At 63.7% G+C, this 17,402-nt stretch carries 16 protein-coding genes; 6 read left to right on the top strand and 10 right to left on the bottom strand.

Annotation, left to right across the window (positions count from 1 at the left end):
- The 5 genes from AC0L3D_RS29920 to AC0L3D_RS29900 form a co-directional block, all read left to right on the top strand.
- A partial coding sequence (locus AC0L3D_RS29920; RefSeq protein WP_473646725.1) for a multicopper oxidase domain-containing protein occupies positions 1-525 on the top strand: 525 nt, incomplete at its 5' end.
- A gap of 24 nt (positions 526-549) precedes the next feature.
- On the top strand, positions 550-987 hold the full coding sequence (locus tag AC0L3D_RS29915; RefSeq protein ID WP_473630082.1) for a DUF411 domain-containing protein: 438 nt from the start codon (positions 550-552) through the stop codon (positions 985-987).
- A 146-nt stretch (positions 988-1,133) separates the two neighbouring features.
- A complete protein-coding gene (locus AC0L3D_RS29910) occupies positions 1,134-1,592 on the top strand; it encodes a c-type cytochrome (protein ID WP_473630081.1) in 459 nt (152 codons plus the stop codon).
- 385 nt (positions 1,593-1,977) lie between these two features.
- Complete coding sequence (locus tag AC0L3D_RS29905; protein WP_473630080.1) at positions 1,978-3,105, top strand: multicopper oxidase domain-containing protein; 1,128 nt, start codon at positions 1,978-1,980, stop codon at positions 3,103-3,105.
- Positions 3,102-4,313: a ZIP family metal transporter gene (locus AC0L3D_RS29900; protein WP_473630079.1), complete on the top strand. Its 1,212-nt coding sequence runs from the start codon at positions 3,102-3,104 to the stop codon at positions 4,311-4,313. Before AC0L3D_RS29905 ends, AC0L3D_RS29900 begins: the two co-directional genes overlap by 4 nt.
- Positions 4,314-4,514: 201 nt before the next feature.
- Here the strand turns inward: AC0L3D_RS29900 and AC0L3D_RS29895 are convergent, their stop codons facing one another.
- The 3 genes from AC0L3D_RS29895 to AC0L3D_RS29885 form a co-directional block, all read right to left on the bottom strand.
- Positions 4,515-4,850, bottom strand: a complete 336-nt coding sequence (locus AC0L3D_RS29895; RefSeq protein ID WP_473630078.1) for a DUF411 domain-containing protein — start codon at positions 4,848-4,850, stop codon at positions 4,515-4,517.
- A gap of 162 nt (positions 4,851-5,012) precedes the next feature.
- The gene (locus AC0L3D_RS29890; RefSeq protein ID WP_473646723.1) at positions 5,013-7,169 is read right to left on the bottom strand and encodes a heavy metal translocating P-type ATPase; all 2,157 of its coding nucleotides are present in this window, start codon (positions 7,167-7,169) and stop codon (positions 5,013-5,015) included.
- Between the two features lie 51 nt (positions 7,170-7,220).
- Entirely contained in the window at positions 7,221-7,703 is a 483-nt protein-coding gene (locus AC0L3D_RS29885; protein WP_473646721.1) for a methyltransferase family protein, read from the bottom strand.
- Between the two features lie 76 nt (positions 7,704-7,779).
- On the opposite strand from AC0L3D_RS29885, the gene AC0L3D_RS29880 reads away from it, so the two are divergent.
- Entirely contained in the window at positions 7,780-8,193 is a 414-nt protein-coding gene (locus tag AC0L3D_RS29880; RefSeq protein ID WP_287342711.1) for a MerR family transcriptional regulator, read from the top strand.
- A 203-nt stretch (positions 8,194-8,396) separates the two neighbouring features.
- Here AC0L3D_RS29880 and AC0L3D_RS29875 read toward each other — a convergent pair whose 3' ends face one another.
- From AC0L3D_RS29875 to AC0L3D_RS29845, 7 genes are all read right to left on the bottom strand, one after another.
- Entirely contained in the window at positions 8,397-9,185 is a 789-nt protein-coding gene (locus AC0L3D_RS29875) for a DUF899 domain-containing protein (RefSeq protein WP_473646720.1), read from the bottom strand.
- 409 nt (positions 9,186-9,594) lie between these two features.
- On the bottom strand, positions 9,595-11,574 hold the full coding sequence (locus tag AC0L3D_RS29870) for a D-apionate lactonase family protein (RefSeq protein ID WP_473646718.1): 1,980 nt from the start codon (positions 11,572-11,574) through the stop codon (positions 9,595-9,597).
- Entirely contained in the window at positions 11,571-12,665 is a 1,095-nt protein-coding gene (locus AC0L3D_RS29865) for an ABC transporter ATP-binding protein (protein WP_091598167.1), read from the bottom strand. The genes AC0L3D_RS29870 and AC0L3D_RS29865 overlap by 4 nt, the downstream gene beginning before the upstream one ends.
- A gap of 11 nt (positions 12,666-12,676) precedes the next feature.
- Positions 12,677-13,525, bottom strand: a complete 849-nt coding sequence (locus AC0L3D_RS29860; RefSeq protein ID WP_128246859.1) for a carbohydrate ABC transporter permease — start codon at positions 13,523-13,525, stop codon at positions 12,677-12,679.
- A complete protein-coding gene (locus AC0L3D_RS29855) occupies positions 13,525-14,466 on the bottom strand; it encodes a carbohydrate ABC transporter permease (RefSeq protein ID WP_287242094.1) in 942 nt (313 codons plus the stop codon). The genes AC0L3D_RS29860 and AC0L3D_RS29855 overlap by 1 nt, the downstream gene beginning before the upstream one ends.
- Positions 14,467-14,578: 112 nt before the next feature.
- Positions 14,579-16,234 carry an extracellular solute-binding protein gene (locus tag AC0L3D_RS29850; RefSeq protein WP_287059078.1) on the bottom strand — a complete coding sequence of 552 codons (1,656 nt, stop codon included), beginning with the start codon at positions 16,232-16,234 and terminating at the stop codon, positions 14,579-14,581.
- A 114-nt stretch (positions 16,235-16,348) separates the two neighbouring features.
- A complete protein-coding gene (locus AC0L3D_RS29845) occupies positions 16,349-17,401 on the bottom strand; it encodes an NAD(P)-dependent oxidoreductase (protein WP_473646717.1) in 1,053 nt (350 codons plus the stop codon).
- Between the last annotated feature and the right edge of the window lies 1 nt (position 17,402).

Here is a 17,402-nt window from a genome sequence, read left to right as displayed (position 1 = left end):
CTCCCGCCCAACCCGCTGCCGGAGCCGGACCTTGCATCGGCCGTCCGGCACGAGGTCACCTTCAACGGCGGCATGATGGGAGCCATCGTCATGCAGGAGATGGGCGGCAGCATGGGGAACAGGGGCGAGGATTCCTCCGGCGCGATGGGCGGCATGATGGGCAACCTGGGGGGCATGATGAACATGATGCATTCCGGCGGCATCTGGTTCATCAACGGAGTCGCGGCGGAAGGCCACGTCATGGACCCGATTCTGACGCTTGCGCAGGACAAGAGCCATGTCATCGCGATGACCAACGCGACGGCCTGGCATCACCCGATCCATCTGCACGGCCATTCCTTCCGGGTGATTTCCCGGAACGGCAAGCCGACCCGTCACCGCGAGTGGCAGGACACGGTGCTGATGTCGCCGCGCGAGCGGGTGGAGATCGCCTTCGTCGCCGACAATCCCGGCGACTGGATGCTCCACTGCCACATCCTCGAACACCAGGCCGCCGGGATGATGGGCGTCTTCCGCGTCGCCTGACCAATTCTCGAAAGGAGAACCGAAATGCGAACCATCCTCAACACCCTTGCCCTTGCGTGCTTCGTCTGGGCCGCTGCCCCGGCCATGGCAGGCGAGAAGGGCGTCACGCTCTACAAGAACCCGCAATGCGGCTGCTGCGAGGGCTATGCCGATTACCTGCGGGAGAACGGCTTCGACGTCACCGTCAAGGCGACGCACGACCTGGCGGAAATGAGCCGCGAGGCAGGCATTTCTGACGAGTTCCAGGGCTGTCATCTGTCGTTCGTGGACGGCTACGTCGTCAGCGGCCACGTTCCCGTCGGCACGGTCAAGAAGCTCCTGACCGAGCGTCCCGACATCAAGGGCGTGACGCTGCCCGGCATGCCGATGGGCTCGCCCGGCATGAGCGGCAACAAGGAAGCGCCGTTCGAGATGCTGGAGATCACCAAGTCCGGCGTGGGTGGGGTTTACGCTCGCGAATAGCGCCGCCTGCCGAAAACCCGGAAGGAGCCGACGATGATGGACGGCGGAATGATGGACGGCATGGGGCTGGGCTGGCTTCTGTTCCTGGCGGTGCTTGTCCTCGCGGCCGCGGCCCTGGTGAAGTACCTGTTCTTCAGCGGCCGCAAATGAGCAGGAATGCTGTTGCCCTTGGCATCGTGGCGGCGCTCTCGGGAGTTGTCGCCCTTGCCTTGACATGGCTGTTCGGAGCACGCCCGGGCGAGGCCGCGGCAATCGCGCGGGGACGGCAGGTCTATGCCGCGCACTGCGTTTCCTGCCACGGGGTCAACCTCGAAGGCCAGCCTGACTGGAAAAGGCTGCTGCCGTCGGGACGCATGCCCGCCCCGCCGCACGACGCGTCCGGACACACTTGGCACCACCCGGACGGGGTGCTGTTCCGGATAACCAAGGAAGGTCCCGGGGCCGTGGTGGGCAACGGATACGAGAGCGACATGCCCGGATTCGGGGAAGTGCTGGGCGACGAGGAAATCCGCGCCGTCCTCACGTTCATCAAGAGCACATGGCCGGAGCGGGAACGCACCTACCAGGCGGAGATGAGCCGCCGCGAGCAGGAGAAGGCGCAATGAAGGCGATCCTGTCGGCGCTGGTGCTTGCTGTCCTCGCGGTGGCCAGCAGTGCGCACGCGCAGGAGCCGACGGCCATGGCTCTGCACGAGGAGCCGCAGCACTTGCGCGAACTCGCTTTCGCTGACGAGTCAGGAGAACCGCAGAAGCTTGAAGACTGGCGCGGCAAGGTTGTCTGGTTGGGGAACAACACGGAAACAGCGCACGGATCGCTCATGAGCCGCCGCGCCAGCGGGGCTGGGACAGGATTCCTGCTTTCAACATCTCCGATCTATCTTTTGCCACCTGATGCCGCTTCGCTCCGCCCTTTTCAGGCTTCGCTCCGATTGGGAAACAATCCGATTGGTGCTAATGCAACTCATTCGCATTTGCATTTATGGTGGCAGTTATGTCCGAGGTCAGCATGTGGTTCCGCGAAAAGATCAGCAGGCGTGGGCTGCTGTGGGGCGGCCTGGCGGCGGCCGGAGGCTCGGCGATAGCGGGAACGGCGGCTGGCCAATCGGTCCATTCCGACCATGGGGCCACGTCGGCCGCGGGCGCTGAACCGCCTCAAGCGCATTTGGCCGCCCACGGATCGATGATCACCGTCGGAGAGGTGGACAACGAGCGCAACGGCTTCGATCCTTCCCGGATGGTGACGGACTGGGAAACGGGCTCGGTGTCGACGCTTCCCGACGGACGAATCCTTCGGACTTTCGAGATCGAGGCGGTCGACAAAGAAATCGAAATCGCGCCGGGGATCATGTTCCCGGCCTGGACCTACAACGGACGCGTTCCCGGGCCTGCGCTCAGGGCGACCGAAGGCGAGCACCTCCGGATCGTCTTCCGCAACTCCGGCTCGCATCCCCACTCCATGCACTTCCACGGCATCCACGCCGCAAGGATGGACGGCGTCCCCGGTGCAGGATTGATCGGTCCTGGAGAAGAATTCGTCTACGAGTTCGATGCCAGGCCGTTCGGCTGCCATCTCTATCACTGCCATGCGCTGCCCCTGAAGCGGCATATCCACAAGGGCATGTACGGCCTTTTCGTGATCGACCCGGATCCGACCCGCCATCCGGAGCTTGCCGATGTCGCCCGTTCCCGCTTGCACGGCACGCCCGAGAACGCCGAATGGCAGGAATTCGCCATGGTGATGAACGGCTTCGACACCAACTTCGACAACGGGAACGAAGTCTATGCGGTGAATACCGTCGCACACGCGTACATGAAACGGCCGATCAGGATCGTCCGCAACCGCCCAGTCCGCATCTATCTGGCCAATGTCGTCGAGTTCGATCCCATCAACTCGTTCCACTTGCACGCCAACTTCTTCGATTATTTCGAACAGGGGACGACGCTCACGCCGACGTTGAGGACGGTCGACTTGATCACTCAGGTGCAGGCGCAGCGCGGAATCCTCGAGTTTACCTACAAGGATCACGAGACCGGGCTCTACATGTTCCACCCGCACCAGTCGGAGTTCACCGAACTCGGCTGGACGGGCATGTTCGACGTGGTGGAGGCGGTCGCATGAACGAGGTCTCGCACATCGCCGCCGCCGACCCGACCGCTCCCGTCGGCTCCGGAAAATCGCGCGCCGCTTTGCTGTGGCTGATCCTGCCGCTGGCCGCCCTCAGCCTGGCGATCACCTGGCTGCTGGTCTCTGACCCGCTCAGAAACTTCGGGAACGGTGCTCCGCCTGTGGAGAGCCTGACTTTCGAGCGGACGGTCCTTTCGTCGGACGGCATACGCGTCCTCGTCCGCGCCGGCGGCTCGGAGCCGATGACGATCGCCCAGGTCCAGGTTGACGATGCATACTGGCAGTTCACGCAGGAACCCGCAGGGCCGCTCGGCCGCGGCGCTACCGCATGGATCCATCTGCCCTTCCCGTGGGTGCTGGGGGAGGCGCATGCCATCAACATTGTCACCAATACCGGGGCGACGTTCGAACACGAGATCGCAGTCGCCGTGCCGACCCCGACACGGGACGCAGGGAACCTTGCTTCCCAGGCGCTGCTCGGTGTCTTAGTCGGCCTCGTTCCGGTCGCCATCGGAATGATGTTTTATCCGGCGCTGCGTGGAGTCGGCCGCAGCGGCATGAATTTCCTGCTCGCCCTGACTGTCGGCCTGCTGGCGTTCCTGTTAGTCGACGCCACGGCCGAAGCGTTCGAACTGGCGGCCGAGTCCGCCGCAATATTCCAGGGACAGGCCATGGTCGTCCTCGCAGCCGCTGCGAGTTTCCTCCTGCTGATGGCGGCCGGCCGCCGGGACGGAGTGCCGACCGGACTTGCGCTGGCCACCTTCATCGCGCTTGGAATCGGCCTGCACAATCTTGGCGAGGGGCTGGCCATCGGCGCTGCGTTCGCGGCAGGCGCGGCCGGATTGGGCACTTTCCTGGTGTTGGGCTTCATGCTGCACAACATCACCGAAGGCATCGGCATTTCCGCGCCGATGCTGAAGAAGCGCCCGACTCTGTGGGCCTTCGCCGGCTTGGCGCTTCTGGCGGGCGGTCCCGCCGTCATCGGACTTTGGATCGGAAGCCTGGCCTATGCGCCGCAGTGGTCGGCGCTGGCTCTCGCGGTAGGAGCGGGAGCCATTCTGCAGGTCATCGTCGAGGTCACTGCGTACCTGATGAGGTCGGACGGGAGAGGCCCTGCGGCGCTTACAGCGCCAGCCACGATGGCGGGATTGGCGGCAGGCGTTTCGTTCATGTATGTGACCGCTATGCTCGTCAAAGTCTGATCTGCCGCGGCGACAGCTTGTCCGGCCGTCCTGCCGGATCGTCGCCTGTGAACTGCGGGCGCGGAGATCGGTTGCGGCAAATAGCGGAACGTGAGCACCTGCGCAGCTAGCAGCGGCTGAAGCCAGGGCTGTGGTCAAACAGCAGGCCAGACAGGCATGGGCAACACTGTCCGGACCTGCTGCCGAACATTCCGGCCTCCGTCAGGGGTACCGCGCATACACTTCCGTCGTGCCGTCACGACGCACGAGAAGGACGTCATAGGGATCGGCGTCCGGCCCCGCCTCGCCCATGCCCGGTGACCCGTAGGGCATGTCCGGAACCGTCAGCCCAATCGCGTCCGGCCGTTCCGCCAGAAGGCGCTTCACCTCCCGCGCGGGAACATGGCCCTCGATCACATGGCCCTCGATCACATAGCCCTCGATCTGCCCGGTGTGGCAGGAGGTCTGGCCGGGTTTCAGACCAGCCCCGATCTTCACCTGCATCAAGTCTGCCATGGGCAGGTTTTTGAGTTCGGCAGCAAACCCGCTCTCCTCCATGTGGCGCGCCCAGCCTATGCAGCAGCCGCATCCCGACGTTGTCAGGGCTTCGATGGCCTCCGCCGCCGAAGTCAAGCCCAAGAGGCGGACAAAGGCCACCGTCGCGGCTACCCGCGCACCCACTGTGAGATAACGCCGGATCTGGTCATTGTGCCTATCCTTTCACTGGCGGCCCCAACTGAGGAGCCGCATTGCGTTGGCCGTCACGAGCACGGTCGCGCCCGTGTCCGCGAGTATGGCGGGCCAGAGGCCAGTGACGCCGATCACCGTCGTCACAAGAAAAACCGCCTTCAGCCCGAGGGCGACCGCAATGTTCTGCTTGATGTTCGCCATTACGGCCCGCGAGAGGGTGACCATACGCGAAACGTCTTCGACACGCCCGTGAAGGATTGCCGCATCCGCGGTCTCCAGCGCGACGTCGGTGCCGCCGCCCATGGCGATGCCAATGTCGGCCGCGGCGAGCGCCGGAGCGTCGTTGATGCCGTCGCCGACCTTTGCGACTTTGAAGCCTTCCTTCTGCATCTCGCCGACGATCCGCCGCTTGTCCTGCGGCAGCAGCTCAGCGCGCGCCTCGACCCCCAGACCCGCGGCGATCGCTTCCGCGGTCTTGCGGTTGTCGCCGGTGAGCATGACCGTCCTGATGCCTTGCGCCTTGAGCGAGGCCAGCCCCGCCCTGGCGTCAGCCCGCGGTTCGTCCCGCATGGCGATCAGACCCGTGATTGCTTCTCCCGCCAGCAAGACCGAAACGGTCTTCCCTTGGCCGTTCAAATCCTCGATCCGGGCAACCTGGTGCGGAGACAGCGAGGCGCGCTCGGCCGCCGCCTTGGCGGAAGCCAGAAATACCGCCACGCCCCCGACATTGCCTTCCACGCCCTTGCCCGAGACTGCCTTCGCCCCGAAGGCCGGAGGGATCGGTGCCTTGTTCGCCTTCGCCATCTCGAGGATGGCGACGGCAAGCGGATGGTTCGACCCCTGCTCGAGGGCGGCAGCCATCGACAGCACCTCGCGCTCGGTCCGCCCGTAGGCGACCACGTCCGTGACGACAGGCTTGCCTTTCGTCAGGGTGCCGGTCTTGTCGAAGGCGACGGCTGTGATCTTGCCGAAGCGTTCGAGGACGGTTCCGCCCTTCATCAGCATGCCGCGGCGCGCGCCCGCTGACAGTCCCGCCGCGACAGCGGCCGGAGTGGAGATGACCAGCGCACACGGGCAGCCGATCAGCAGGATGGCTAGGCCCTTGTATATCCATTCGTTCCATCCGGCACCGAACAGCAGCGGCGGCAGGGCGGCCACGAGCGCGCCCACCGCCAAAACGCCCGGCGTGTAGTAGCGGGAGAAGCGGTCAATGAACCTCTCGGTGGGGGCCTTGCTCTCCTGCGCCACCTCGACGAGACGGACGACGCGAGCGATCGTGTTGTCTTCGGCCGCGGCGGTCACCCTGACCTTCAACACACCGTCGGTGCTGATCGTGCCCGCGAAGACAGCGTCCTTTTCGGACTTCCGCTTCGGCGTGCTCTCCCCGGTCACGGGAGACTCGTCGACGTCGCTCGATCCTTCGACAATTGCCCCGTCCGCCGGAATGCGGTCGCCAGGGCGGACGACGATGAGATCGCCGACGGCCAGCATGGCGGCGGGTATCTCCACTGTTCCGCCATCCCTTTCCACAAGCGCGGTCTTCGGAACGACGTCAGCGAGTCCCTGGATGCTCGCCCGCGCACGCCCAGCTGCCACGCTTTCGAGCAGCTCACCGATCAAGAAGAGCAGCACAACCATCGCCGCCTCCTCCGTCGCCCCGATCAGCACGGCTCCGACGGCAGCAATCGTCATGAGTGTCTCAATGGAGAATGGCGCACCTGCAAAGGCGGCGGAGACCGCGCGCCGACCGATCGGCACAAGCCCGACCAGCAAGGCAGCCAGGAACGGCCAGTGGCCCCCGTCCGGATAGGCAATCCCTATGGCATAGGCCGCAACGAGCGCCGCTCCGGAGGCGACGGTCAGTTTCGCCCGCCCGGAGCGCCACCAAGACTGCTCGGCAACGGTTGCATATTCGTTCAAAGATGGACTGTCCCGTTGCCCATTTGCGGCTTTGCCATCCCCCCTGACCCAAGGCGTCGCACCGTAGCCCAGTCGAGAGACCTGCCGCGCGATCGCGTCGCTGGTGAGGGAGTCCGCATGTGTGACCGTCAGACTGCCGGTGGTCACCGACACGGAAACGTCCGCCACGCCGTCCATCCGCCGGACCGCCGTGTCGATCTTGGACGCGCAGGACGCGCAGTCCATGCCGCTGACGCGGTAACGGGTCTGTGTCGACAATCCAAGCATGGTGCTTTCCCAGGAGTTCAAGCAGCTAGTGGTTCAAGCGAAATTCTCTGTCTAGAGCCAGCGCCGCACCCGAGCCTTGTAGGCGCGGTACTCGCTGCCGAACTTCAGCTCCAGGTATTGCTCCTCCCGAAGAATGACGCCGCGGTGGATCACGAGGACGGCTGCGGGAAGGAGGGTGAAAGCGACAAGGCTGCCGAGAGCGAGCGCGAGAGCGGCGTAGACAAGGGCCATGCCGACATACATCGGGTTGCGGGTCACCCGGTAAACTCCGCTCGTTACGATGGCGGTGGTCGGTTGCCACGGCTCCGGCCTGGTGCCCGCCTTCCGGAAGAGCCCGAGCGCGCCCGCCAGGAAGACGACGCCTGCTCCGAACAGCAGGACTGCCAGCACCTTCGCCGGGAGTGCAGGCGGAAGCGGCCATCCGCTGGCATACCTGTCGGCAAGCACGCCCGCGGCCCAGGAGCCTGCAAACACCAGGGCCGGAGGAGCGATCACTCCGGGATGGTCATGGGTCTCGCCGGAAGTCGCAGTCATGATCTCACCTGTTGCCATTCTCTGCCAGACAACCTAATTGCTCTAGTGACTAGAGGTTCAAGAGGGAAAATGACGGATGTATTCGATTGGAGACCTGTCGCGGCGGACGGGAGTGAAAGCTCCTACCATCCGCTACTACGAGCAGATGGGGCTGCTGGAAGCGCCGGAGCGCTCAGAGGGCAATCAGCGACGCTTCGCGAAGGCCGAGCTAGAGCGATTGGCATTCATCCGTCACGCCCGCGACCTTGGCCTAACGATCAACTCGATCCGGCAGCTCATCGATCTCAGCGGACATGCTGACAGGCCGTGCGCCGATGCAGACAGAATCGCCAAAGAGCAGCTCGCCTCCGTCCGGGAGCGAATTGCAAAGCTGCAGAAGTTGGAGGAAGAACTCGAACGTATCGCTACCTGCTGCACGGGCGAAACCGTCGGAGACTGCTATGTCATCCGCGCCTTGTCCGACCACTCCCTTTGCGGGCACGAGCACTGAAGGTCAGAGGGCGCATCTCATTCGCTTTGTGTAATTTGTTGTGCAGGGAGCGGACCCGTCCGACCGAATGACCGCGCTACGGCGAGCACAGAGCGCCGGCTCCGGACTTCGCGACCGCTCTTCACAGCGGCGCTTCGCGCCACGGTCAATCCGGCCCTCAGACCGACCGTCGCCGCCGTCTATCTCAGCGGATCAGGTCTGGCTCATTGCTTCGTGCTCGCCTCCCGGAACGCCGCCTCTCCGGCCTCCGAAACCTCGGCCCACTTCTTGTCGGCTGCCGGATCCGCGGCGTAGCTGTCGTGCCAGTTCCACCATTTGTAGGCCGGGGTCTGGGGATAGCCCTCGGGCGAGTCCTCCCAGGCCTCCTGCCGGCCCAGCGGCGTGATGTCGAGATAGTTCCAGGTGCCGCCCATCTGCTCGTCACCGCGGTTGTTGATGAAGTAGGTGCGGAACACGCGGTCGCCGTCGCGGATGAACACGTTGTGGCCGTGCCACTCGTCGACACCGAAATCGGCGTCGAAGCTGTCGGTGAGCGTGAACCATGGTATCTCCCAGCCCATCCGCGCCTTCAAACGCGCGATATCCGCCTGCGGCGCACGCGAGACGAAGACGAGGGTGGTGTCACGGGCGTTCAGATGGGCGAGGTGGGCGACCTGGTCGGCCACCATGGAGCAGCCGCGGCAGGCCTGGTCTGGCCAGCCGAACACTCCCGGCTCGAAGAAGGCGCGGTAGACGATCAGCTGACGCCGACCGTCGAACAGGTCGAGCAGGCTCACCTTCCCGTCGGGCCCCTCGAACGCATAATTCTTCTCCACCACCATCCACGGCATCCGCCGCCGCTCGGCGGCCAGCGCGTCACGGGCGCGGGTCTGGGCCTTTTCCTTCACGAGCAGCTGCTCGTGGGCCGCTTCCCACTCCTGCGGCGACACCACCGGTGGCGTGCGCATGGCAGTCTGTCCGCTTTTCCGTTCGCTCTCGGCTACTGAAGTCATGGCTTCCTCCTGATCTGGGCGCGCGCCTCGTCGCTGAAGCGCGGCTCATTCGCTGCTCATCGCTGGTTGTTGGGCCTAAAATAGTTTGGCACCGGAAAACGACCAGTGGGAGTAACAAGTGTGACGCTATTATCCCCTCGGCGCGTTGAACCGGGTGGCGTGGCGCGACGGTGCTCCCGCCGCATGCCCCGGGGCGCTGGCGCCATTCAAAATTTTGAGGGCAGCGTTTCGAAGATTGGGCTCAAACTCAAATCAGACTGGCTGCCGCCAATGGCCGAGAACCTTGCTGCTTGAACTGGTCGGCGGGAACTAGCAAAGAGCGCCATACGGGCATCCGACACTGAACGCAAGAGCGGACGTTGACTCTGTTCTCCGCTACATCAACCCCACCAATCTACCGTCCACCGGGCTATGTCGAAGACGAACGGTGGAGATCGACTCGCGCCACGGCGTAGGCGTCAAGAGAGATGAATTGGTCATCCAACCGTCTTCCGGGACTTTCCATGAAGTTCGGATCGGCTGCCGCCCGCTCGAACTGGTCGGCAGCAAGAAGAGCAATGCGGGCGCTGTTCGGCGTATCCGAAAGCTGCACTGATTGCTTTTTGGCAGTAATATTCGAGAGCCACAGCGTCGTCCGCCCGTCTTTTTCGGCCGCGATCGCCGCGATGCTGTCAGCTCCGGAAGTTGCCACGGACAGCAGGGTGGCCCCACTGAGTTTTGAGAGGCCTGCCATGACATGGAAAGCGGGATACACCATTCGGCCATCCTGTTCGTCAAACCACGGCTGCACGAAATCGGCCTTCCTGTAGACGTATCCGAACGGGCCGGTGAAGTCGCCGAATGCGACGGCCTCGATTCCCTCGCGCGCGCAGGCCGCGAAATAGCCGACTGTCCAAGCCGCATTGAACAGGCCGCGCTGCCGAGGATCGATGCGGCTCAGACAGACGCGACCGTTCGCTTCATTCGGCGCAGTGGACTTGCCGTAGGGGTTCTCGCGGCAGCCTAGCTGACTGGGACCTATACGCAGGGGCAAGCGGTCGCCCATGAAAGCACGGGTAGAGCGGATCAGATGGGGGATAGCCTGAAGCGTCTCCATTACGGAGACATCATCTGCTGCGTGCACGTTTGGACAGGTGGTGAAGGTTGCGTAGTCGAGCGCTCCGGTTGGCGGACGCTTGCGGTTTAGCTCGGTGAAGTATGCGGCCATGCCGCCGCCCAGCGGCACCCCGGGGAAAGCCCGGCGGGCGGCGGCGTAGTTTTGCTCGAAGGTGGGCATCGCCGGCCACGGTGCTCCCGGCTGCACCGACTTCATGTCCTGCGCCGGAAAGACGGAGACAGCTTCTGGATTGAGGCGAAGGCTTTGGACAGCATCCGCGAGAGGCGCCAATTCGCCGAAAGGATCGAGCGTTCCCTTGGTGATGATCTCAAGTACGACGCCAGCGCCGGTCAACTGTGCCAGGGCGGTGTAACCTTCAAGTTCATCCTGGCCGTGCCCGAACCGGAGATCGACTTGGCAGACCACCCACTGCGGAGCCAATGGTCGAATGAGCTCGGCGACTTCAAACGCGTGCTTCGCCTCGTCGGCAGCGACGCCGATGCCAATGCGGGGCACTCGACCGATGGCTCTGCCAATCGTCAGGTTGATGGATGGATCGGGGTTTTTGGAAGACCCGGCAGGGAGCGTTCCCAACAGCTGAAGTCGGACGGCCTGCGTGAATTTCTCGCCTTTCGGCAATCTGTAGGGCCACGGGCGACGCAGGGGACGGACATAGGTTTTGTAGGAGGCGTCGGACCAATTGCGCTGATCCTCCATCTCAAAGGCGTCACCTTCCATGGTGCATGTGGCCCAGATTCCAGGCACGATCTCGTGCGAAAGCGCGCGAATGTCGGTGAACGGACACCTAGGATCGATGTAGTCCGGAAAAAGCGAGAGTTTTTCGCGACCGTCCTCGTGCAGCACCTTTACCGGCTTGCCGGCCAAACCCTCGATCGGATGCAGCACGACGAAGCCGGTTCTGTTGGTCAATACGTCAGTTTCGGGCTCTGCCTCCACCACAAACGACAGCGCACCGTCGCTCCCGCCTGCGATCCGCGCCTGGTAGACCAGCCGACCGCACGCACCGGCGCATGTTCCACGATAGGCGACGCTGAACGCATCCGGCTTTTCATCGATCTGAAGGTCATCGAGAACGGGCGTCTCGGTTCCCCAGTTCTCGTCCCGTACGAGAAATGAAATCCCGCGCAGAACCTCGACCCCGCCGATCCGCACATAGCGTATCGCCCCATTGTCAAACTCGACCGACAAGGGTCCCGCGCGCAGTATCCGCAACTGCGGATCGACCTGTTCGGTCCCACACAAGCGGATTGCTCGAGGTGCTGCCGTGGTCAAATCGCTCTCTCGGTCTTGGCGTCGAAAATCGAGGCCCGGTTCATGTTGATGTCGATCGGCAGTCTCTCGCCGGGACGACTGACGTCGTGCGCCTGCAGTTCCGCCATCACCGGCGCGCCGGCCAGGCGGAAGGTCGCATAGCTGCGCGAGCCGGTCGGCTGCAGCAGGTCGATCGTTGCGTCGTAGCGAAACGTGCCCTGCGCAGGTGTCGCAGCATGCGCGCGCGTCAGATGTTCTGGCCGCAGTCCAAGCAGCACCGCCTGTCCGTCAATGGCGCCATTCAGGCTCCGGCCGGGGGCGACCGGAAGCAGCGCCTCGGAGAGCCGGATGGCGGCAGCGCTGCCGTCCAACTTCAGCGTGCCCGGCAGGAAGCTCATCCGCGGCGAACCGAGAAAGCCAGCGACGAAGGTCGAGGCGGGGCGCTCGAACAGCTCGAGCGGCGCGCCCTGCTGCTCGATCATTCCGTCGCGCATCAGCACGATGCGGTCAGCCAGAGTCATCGCTTCGATCTGGTCATGGGTGACGTAGATCATCGTTGTCGCAATGTCCTGGTGAAGGCGCTTGATCTCGCCGCGCATCTCGTCGCGAAGCTGCGCGTCGAGGTTGGACAGCGGCTCGTCGAACAGGAAAATGCGCGGGCTGCGGACAATGGCGCGGCCGATGGCGACCCGCTGGCGCTGCCCGCCGGACAATTGGCGCGGAAAGCGCCCGAGCAGCGGGGTGATGCCAAGCATGCGCGCCGCCTCGGCGACGCGCGTCTCCACCTCCGATTTCGGCATTTTTCGCGCCTTTAGGCCGAAGCCAATGTTTTTCGCCACGTTCATGTGGGGATAAAGCGCATAGTCCTGGAACACCATCGCCACGTCACGGTCGCGCGGTCGGAAATCGTTGACCACTTCGCCGCCGATCTCGATCGTGCCTTCCGAACTCTCCTCCAGCCCTGCAATGGTCCTCAGCAGCGTACTCTTGCCACAGCCGGACGGGCCGACCAGCACGGTGAACTCGCCGTCGCGAATGTCCAGGTCTATGCCGCGCACGGCATGGAAGGCGCCGTAGCGCTTGTGCAAGCCGGTGATCCTGACTTCGGCCATGCCGACCCTTTCTATCCGCGAACAGCGCCGAGCGTGAGCCCGCGCACGAGATGTCGTTGGGCAAGTACTCCCAGCGCGATCGACGGTACGAGGGAGACGATAGCCAGGGCTGCCGCCTCGCCATATTGCGCGCCCTGGAAACCGATGAAGGCGCGAAACACCGTTGGCAGCGTAAAAGCAGTGCGGCTGGTCAGAATCAGCGCGAAGAAGAACTCCGTCCAGCAGGCGATGAAGGCGAAGACCGCCGCCGCGACGATGCCTGGCGCGGCGAGCGGCACTGCGACGCGCCAGAACGCCTCCCACCGCGTGCAGCCGTCGACAAGGGCCGCCTCCTCCATCGATTTCGGCATGCCGCGGAAATAAGCGAACATCATCCATACCGACACCGGCAGCGTGAACACCGTATAGGCGATGATCAGGCCAATATGCGTGTCGTAGAGGCCAACGCCGCGGTAGATCAGGAACACCGGCAGCACGATGCCGATGGGCGGCAGGAAGCGCTGTGACAGCACCCAGAACGACAGATGCTGGCCGCCGGTGTTGTAGCGCGCCAGGCTGTAGGCCATCAGCGTGCCGAACAGGGCCGAGAGCACCGTTGCCGACAGCGAGATGATCAGGCTGTTGATCAGCCCGTCGAGGCCGCGATAGGCGAACAGCGCAGCTTCATAGTGGACAAGGGTGGGTGCGGTTGGGAACCAGACGGGCGGCACGGTGAGATAGTCGTCGCTCGGCTTGATCGAGGTGTTGAACATCCAGTAGAGCGGCCACAACACGAAGACCAGGAAGAAGCCGAGCAGCAGGATGCGGCCGACCGGTATCGACCGGCGTTTCGGGCGACGGACAGGCGCGACGGCCGCCATCAGACCGGCTCCGTCTTCAAAAGCCGTCGCACCAGCAGCATTACCACGAGCGCGGTGAAGATCAGGAACAACCAGCTTCCGGCGGTCGCCTGCGACAGATGGAATTGGGTGAAGCCGACCGTGTAGAGATAGTAGGAAGCGGTGTAGGTCCGCGTGCCTGGCCCGCCGCCGGTCATGATGAAAATAGTATCGAACATGCGGATTGCATCGAGCAGCCGAAAGGTCAGTGCCAGCAGCATCATTGGCGCAAGATGCGGCAGGGTTATCGCCCAGAACGCTTGCCAGGCATTGACCCCGTCGAGTTCCGCCGCCTCGTAAAGGTTCGGGGGAATGGCGGTAAGCCCGGCGAGCAGGATGACGAACATGAACGGTGTCCACTGCCAGACATCGGCGATGATCAGCGAAACATAGAGCCATGGCGATTCGGTCATCCAGCCGATCGTCACCTCCTGCCCCAGAAGTTGCGTCAAGATGTAGTTGGTCGGCCCGAAAGGCCGCTGCAGCAGCAGCGTCCAGGCCTGGCCGACGATGACCGGGCTGATGAACAGCGGCACGATCAGGATCGACATGATCACGCCGCGGCCCGGAAAGCTGCGAACCATGGTCAGCGCCACGAGAAGTCCGAGAACGAATTCGATAGCGACGCTAATCCCCGACAGCCACGCTGTCAGCAAAAGCGACCAGCGCGCGACGGGATCGAACACGACGCGCTCGAAATTCTTCAATCCGACAAAGGCGTGGCCCGGCACCTGGAAATCATAGTTGATGAAAGACACGACCAGCGAGAACAGCAGCGGATAGACCGAGAGCGCCAGGATCAGCAGTACTGCTGGCGCCACCAGCAGCCATTTGAAGTGGCGGTCCGCCCAATTTGCGAAGCCCGACAGCCGTGGCGGGGCGCCGGCGGCCTTCAAGCGACTGATGGTTGCGGTATGCTGCATCGATTACATCCCAAAACCTGCCTGGCGGTTGCGACGAGGTGTTGCGGACCAAGCGCCCGCAACACCGATTTTGGTCAAGAATGCCGGCCGGCGTCCCTGAGGCAGGCCGAACTCAGAGGGTGACCGCCATGCCGAGCTTCTCCACCGTGTTGTCGGCAGTAGCGCCCGGCAGTTTCAGGAACTCGGTGTAGAATGCCTTCTGCGAATCCACGCCGAGCCGGTCGGTCGTCTCATTCCACTCGGCCGCCGCTGTTTCTAGCGACGCCTTCGGATCCGCACCGGCCCACACAGCTGTGCACATGCGGTCGATGCTCAGGAAATAGTCCTGCGCGCCTGGCATGATCGGGTCGAGGAGGCCGACATTGGCCGAGTTGTTAAGATTGCTCAGATACTCCTTGGCGCTCGGGAACAGCGCGCCGTAAAGCTCGGATTTGAAGTGGGAGATGCGGTAGGGATCGCGCAGGGCGTAGGGCAGCATGCAGCGCGCAAGCGAGACGGGTGGCGAGCAGGCCCATTGCATGAAAAGGTAGGCCGCTTCGGGGTTCGCCGAATCCGCCGACAGCGCCTTGTTGTAGCCGGTCGCATGTTCAGGATTGCCGGGCACGACCGCGTAGCCGACCTTGCCGGCGATCTGCGATTGCGGGATGAAGTTGATTGCGGTGGCCGACTGCGAATAGTTCGCGGCCATGCGGCCAGACGGCGGCCAGGAGTAGATCATCGCTACCTTGCCGGTCAGGAACGCCGCCCACAGCGAGACGGCGTCGAGTTCATTGTTGCCGGGAATCGACGCCGCATTGGCTGCAATCATGTTCTGCAGCGTCTTCACGCCGGCATCCGAAACCAAGCCGGCCTTCATGTCGTCGCCGAACAGTTTTCCACCGTTGGCGCGGTACTGCTGCAGAAAGTCGAACTGGTTGCCGGGACTGCCCGCCTTGCGGAAATGGCCAGCGCCATAAACGTTCGGCGCCATCTGGTCGGTGATGAACTGGGCGATCTGGGCATATTCCTCCCAGGTCTTCGGCGGCGCCAGCTTGGCGTTGAACTTGGCCTGGTAGGCCTCCACCATCTTCGGATCCTCGAAGATGTCCTTGCGGTAGTAGAGAGCGAACATGTCGCCGTCGTCGAAGAAGCCCCAGATCTTGCCCTTGTAGGTCGGCAGCGCCTTGTAGAGCGGATGATAGTCCTCGAGGTCGGCCGGGTTCATGTATTTGGCGATGTAATCGTCGAGAGGTGCGATGACGCCGCCATCGGCCAGCGACGGCGTCCAGGCTGGCGAGATGTCGAGGACGTCATAGGCGCCTGAGCCGGCAATGTGCTCGGCAACGGCCTTGGAGTACTGGTCCGGGTTCGACAGTTCGACCACGTTCGACTTCATGCCCGTAAGCTGCTCCCACATCGGTCCACTGAAATTGCGCGGGTCGAGAGCCTGCAGGCCTGCCTCGTAGGTCATGTTCAGCGTGACGCCCGAATGCGCCTTGGCCGCCTCGACGGCGCGGAAGGCGGAACCATCCGCCGGGCCTTCCATCGACGCCTTCATGGCCGCCGCCTGCGCCTGGCCGAGCGGTGAAGCGGCGTCTGCCAGTTCGAGCTTCTGCTGCGCCAGCGCCCAATCCGTCATCATGGCGAGGATCGGTCCGGACGCCGCCAGCATGCCGGTCATCTGGCCGAAGCGGGTTATGAAAGTTCGGCGGGTGGTTTCGCCGCGCATAAAGGCGTCGACCTCTGCTTCGAGGCCTGCCTGAAAGTCACGTTTTTCATGATCGTTCATAGTACTTGGTCCTCCCATTTTCGTTTGCCTTCACTCGTCCGCGGGCGCGGCGGTCGAGCATTCCTCTCGTGAAGCCGCCGCGAAGGCGCGGCGGCGCGCCGAATGCTCGTACTCCTATGTCCCGAAGCGGGCGGCGAAACCGGCCAGCCGATTCTTCCATGCCTCGCTTGAAAGCACCTCGCGATTGACCACGCCGCGCGGCTCGCGGCCGTGCTGCACCTCGATGACCGCTTTGACGTCCGCAGCACCGTTTCCGGCAAAACACTGGTCGGTCCAGCAGAGCGCGTGCGGCGTCAGGATAACGTTGTCGAGCTTGAGGATCGGGTCGTCGGCATCCGGCGGCTCCTGCTCCAGCACATCGAGCCCCGCGCCGGCGATGCGGCGCTCCTGCAGCACTTTCGTCAGCGCCACCTGGTCGACGATCGGACCGCGCGCGGTGTTGATCAGGTAAGCCGTCCGCTTCATCAGCGCGAGCCGCTCGGCATTGACGATGTGGTGGGTCTGAGGCGTTAGCGGGCAGTTCACCGACAGCACATCGGCGCGGCGGAACAGATCCTCCAGCTCGACCAGTTCGATGCCCAGTTCGGCAGCGACTTTGCTGTCGGCGAATGGGTCATGGGCGATGAAATTCATATCGATGGGCTTGGCCAAGCGAAAGACCTCGGCGCCTATATTGCCGATGCCGAGCGCCCCCAACGTACGCCCGACGAGACCAACGCCCATATGATCCGAACGCTGATTGAACCCGGCAGGCCCCTTGCGGGTCAGCGCGTCCTTGGTGAGCAGTTTGCCGGTCAGTGCCAACATGAAGGTGATGACGGATACGGCGACCGGCCGCCGCACCCCGTCGGGCGTGATGACAAGGGCAATGCCGGCGGCGGTGCAGGCCTCGACGTCGACGGTATCGTAGCCGACTCCGAAACGGGCAACGACGGCCAGTCGGCCGCTCTTCGGGACACTGGTCGCATCGAAGCGATGGGTGAGCAGGATGAGTGCATCGAAGTCCTCAAGCTGATCGCCGCGCAGCGGATTGTTCGATTCCAGGAACGCCATCTCGATGCCGGGCGCATTGCGCAGCGGCTCCAGGTCGAAGTCGGGATAGGTCGACGCGCCGTCCGGCTTGCGAAAATCACCGGAGAGCGCCACCCTGAACATTGCGTTGGCCATC

Source organism: Mesorhizobium sp. WSM4837, assembly GCF_055811435.1.
This window is presented reverse-complemented; position numbering and strand designations above follow the sequence as displayed.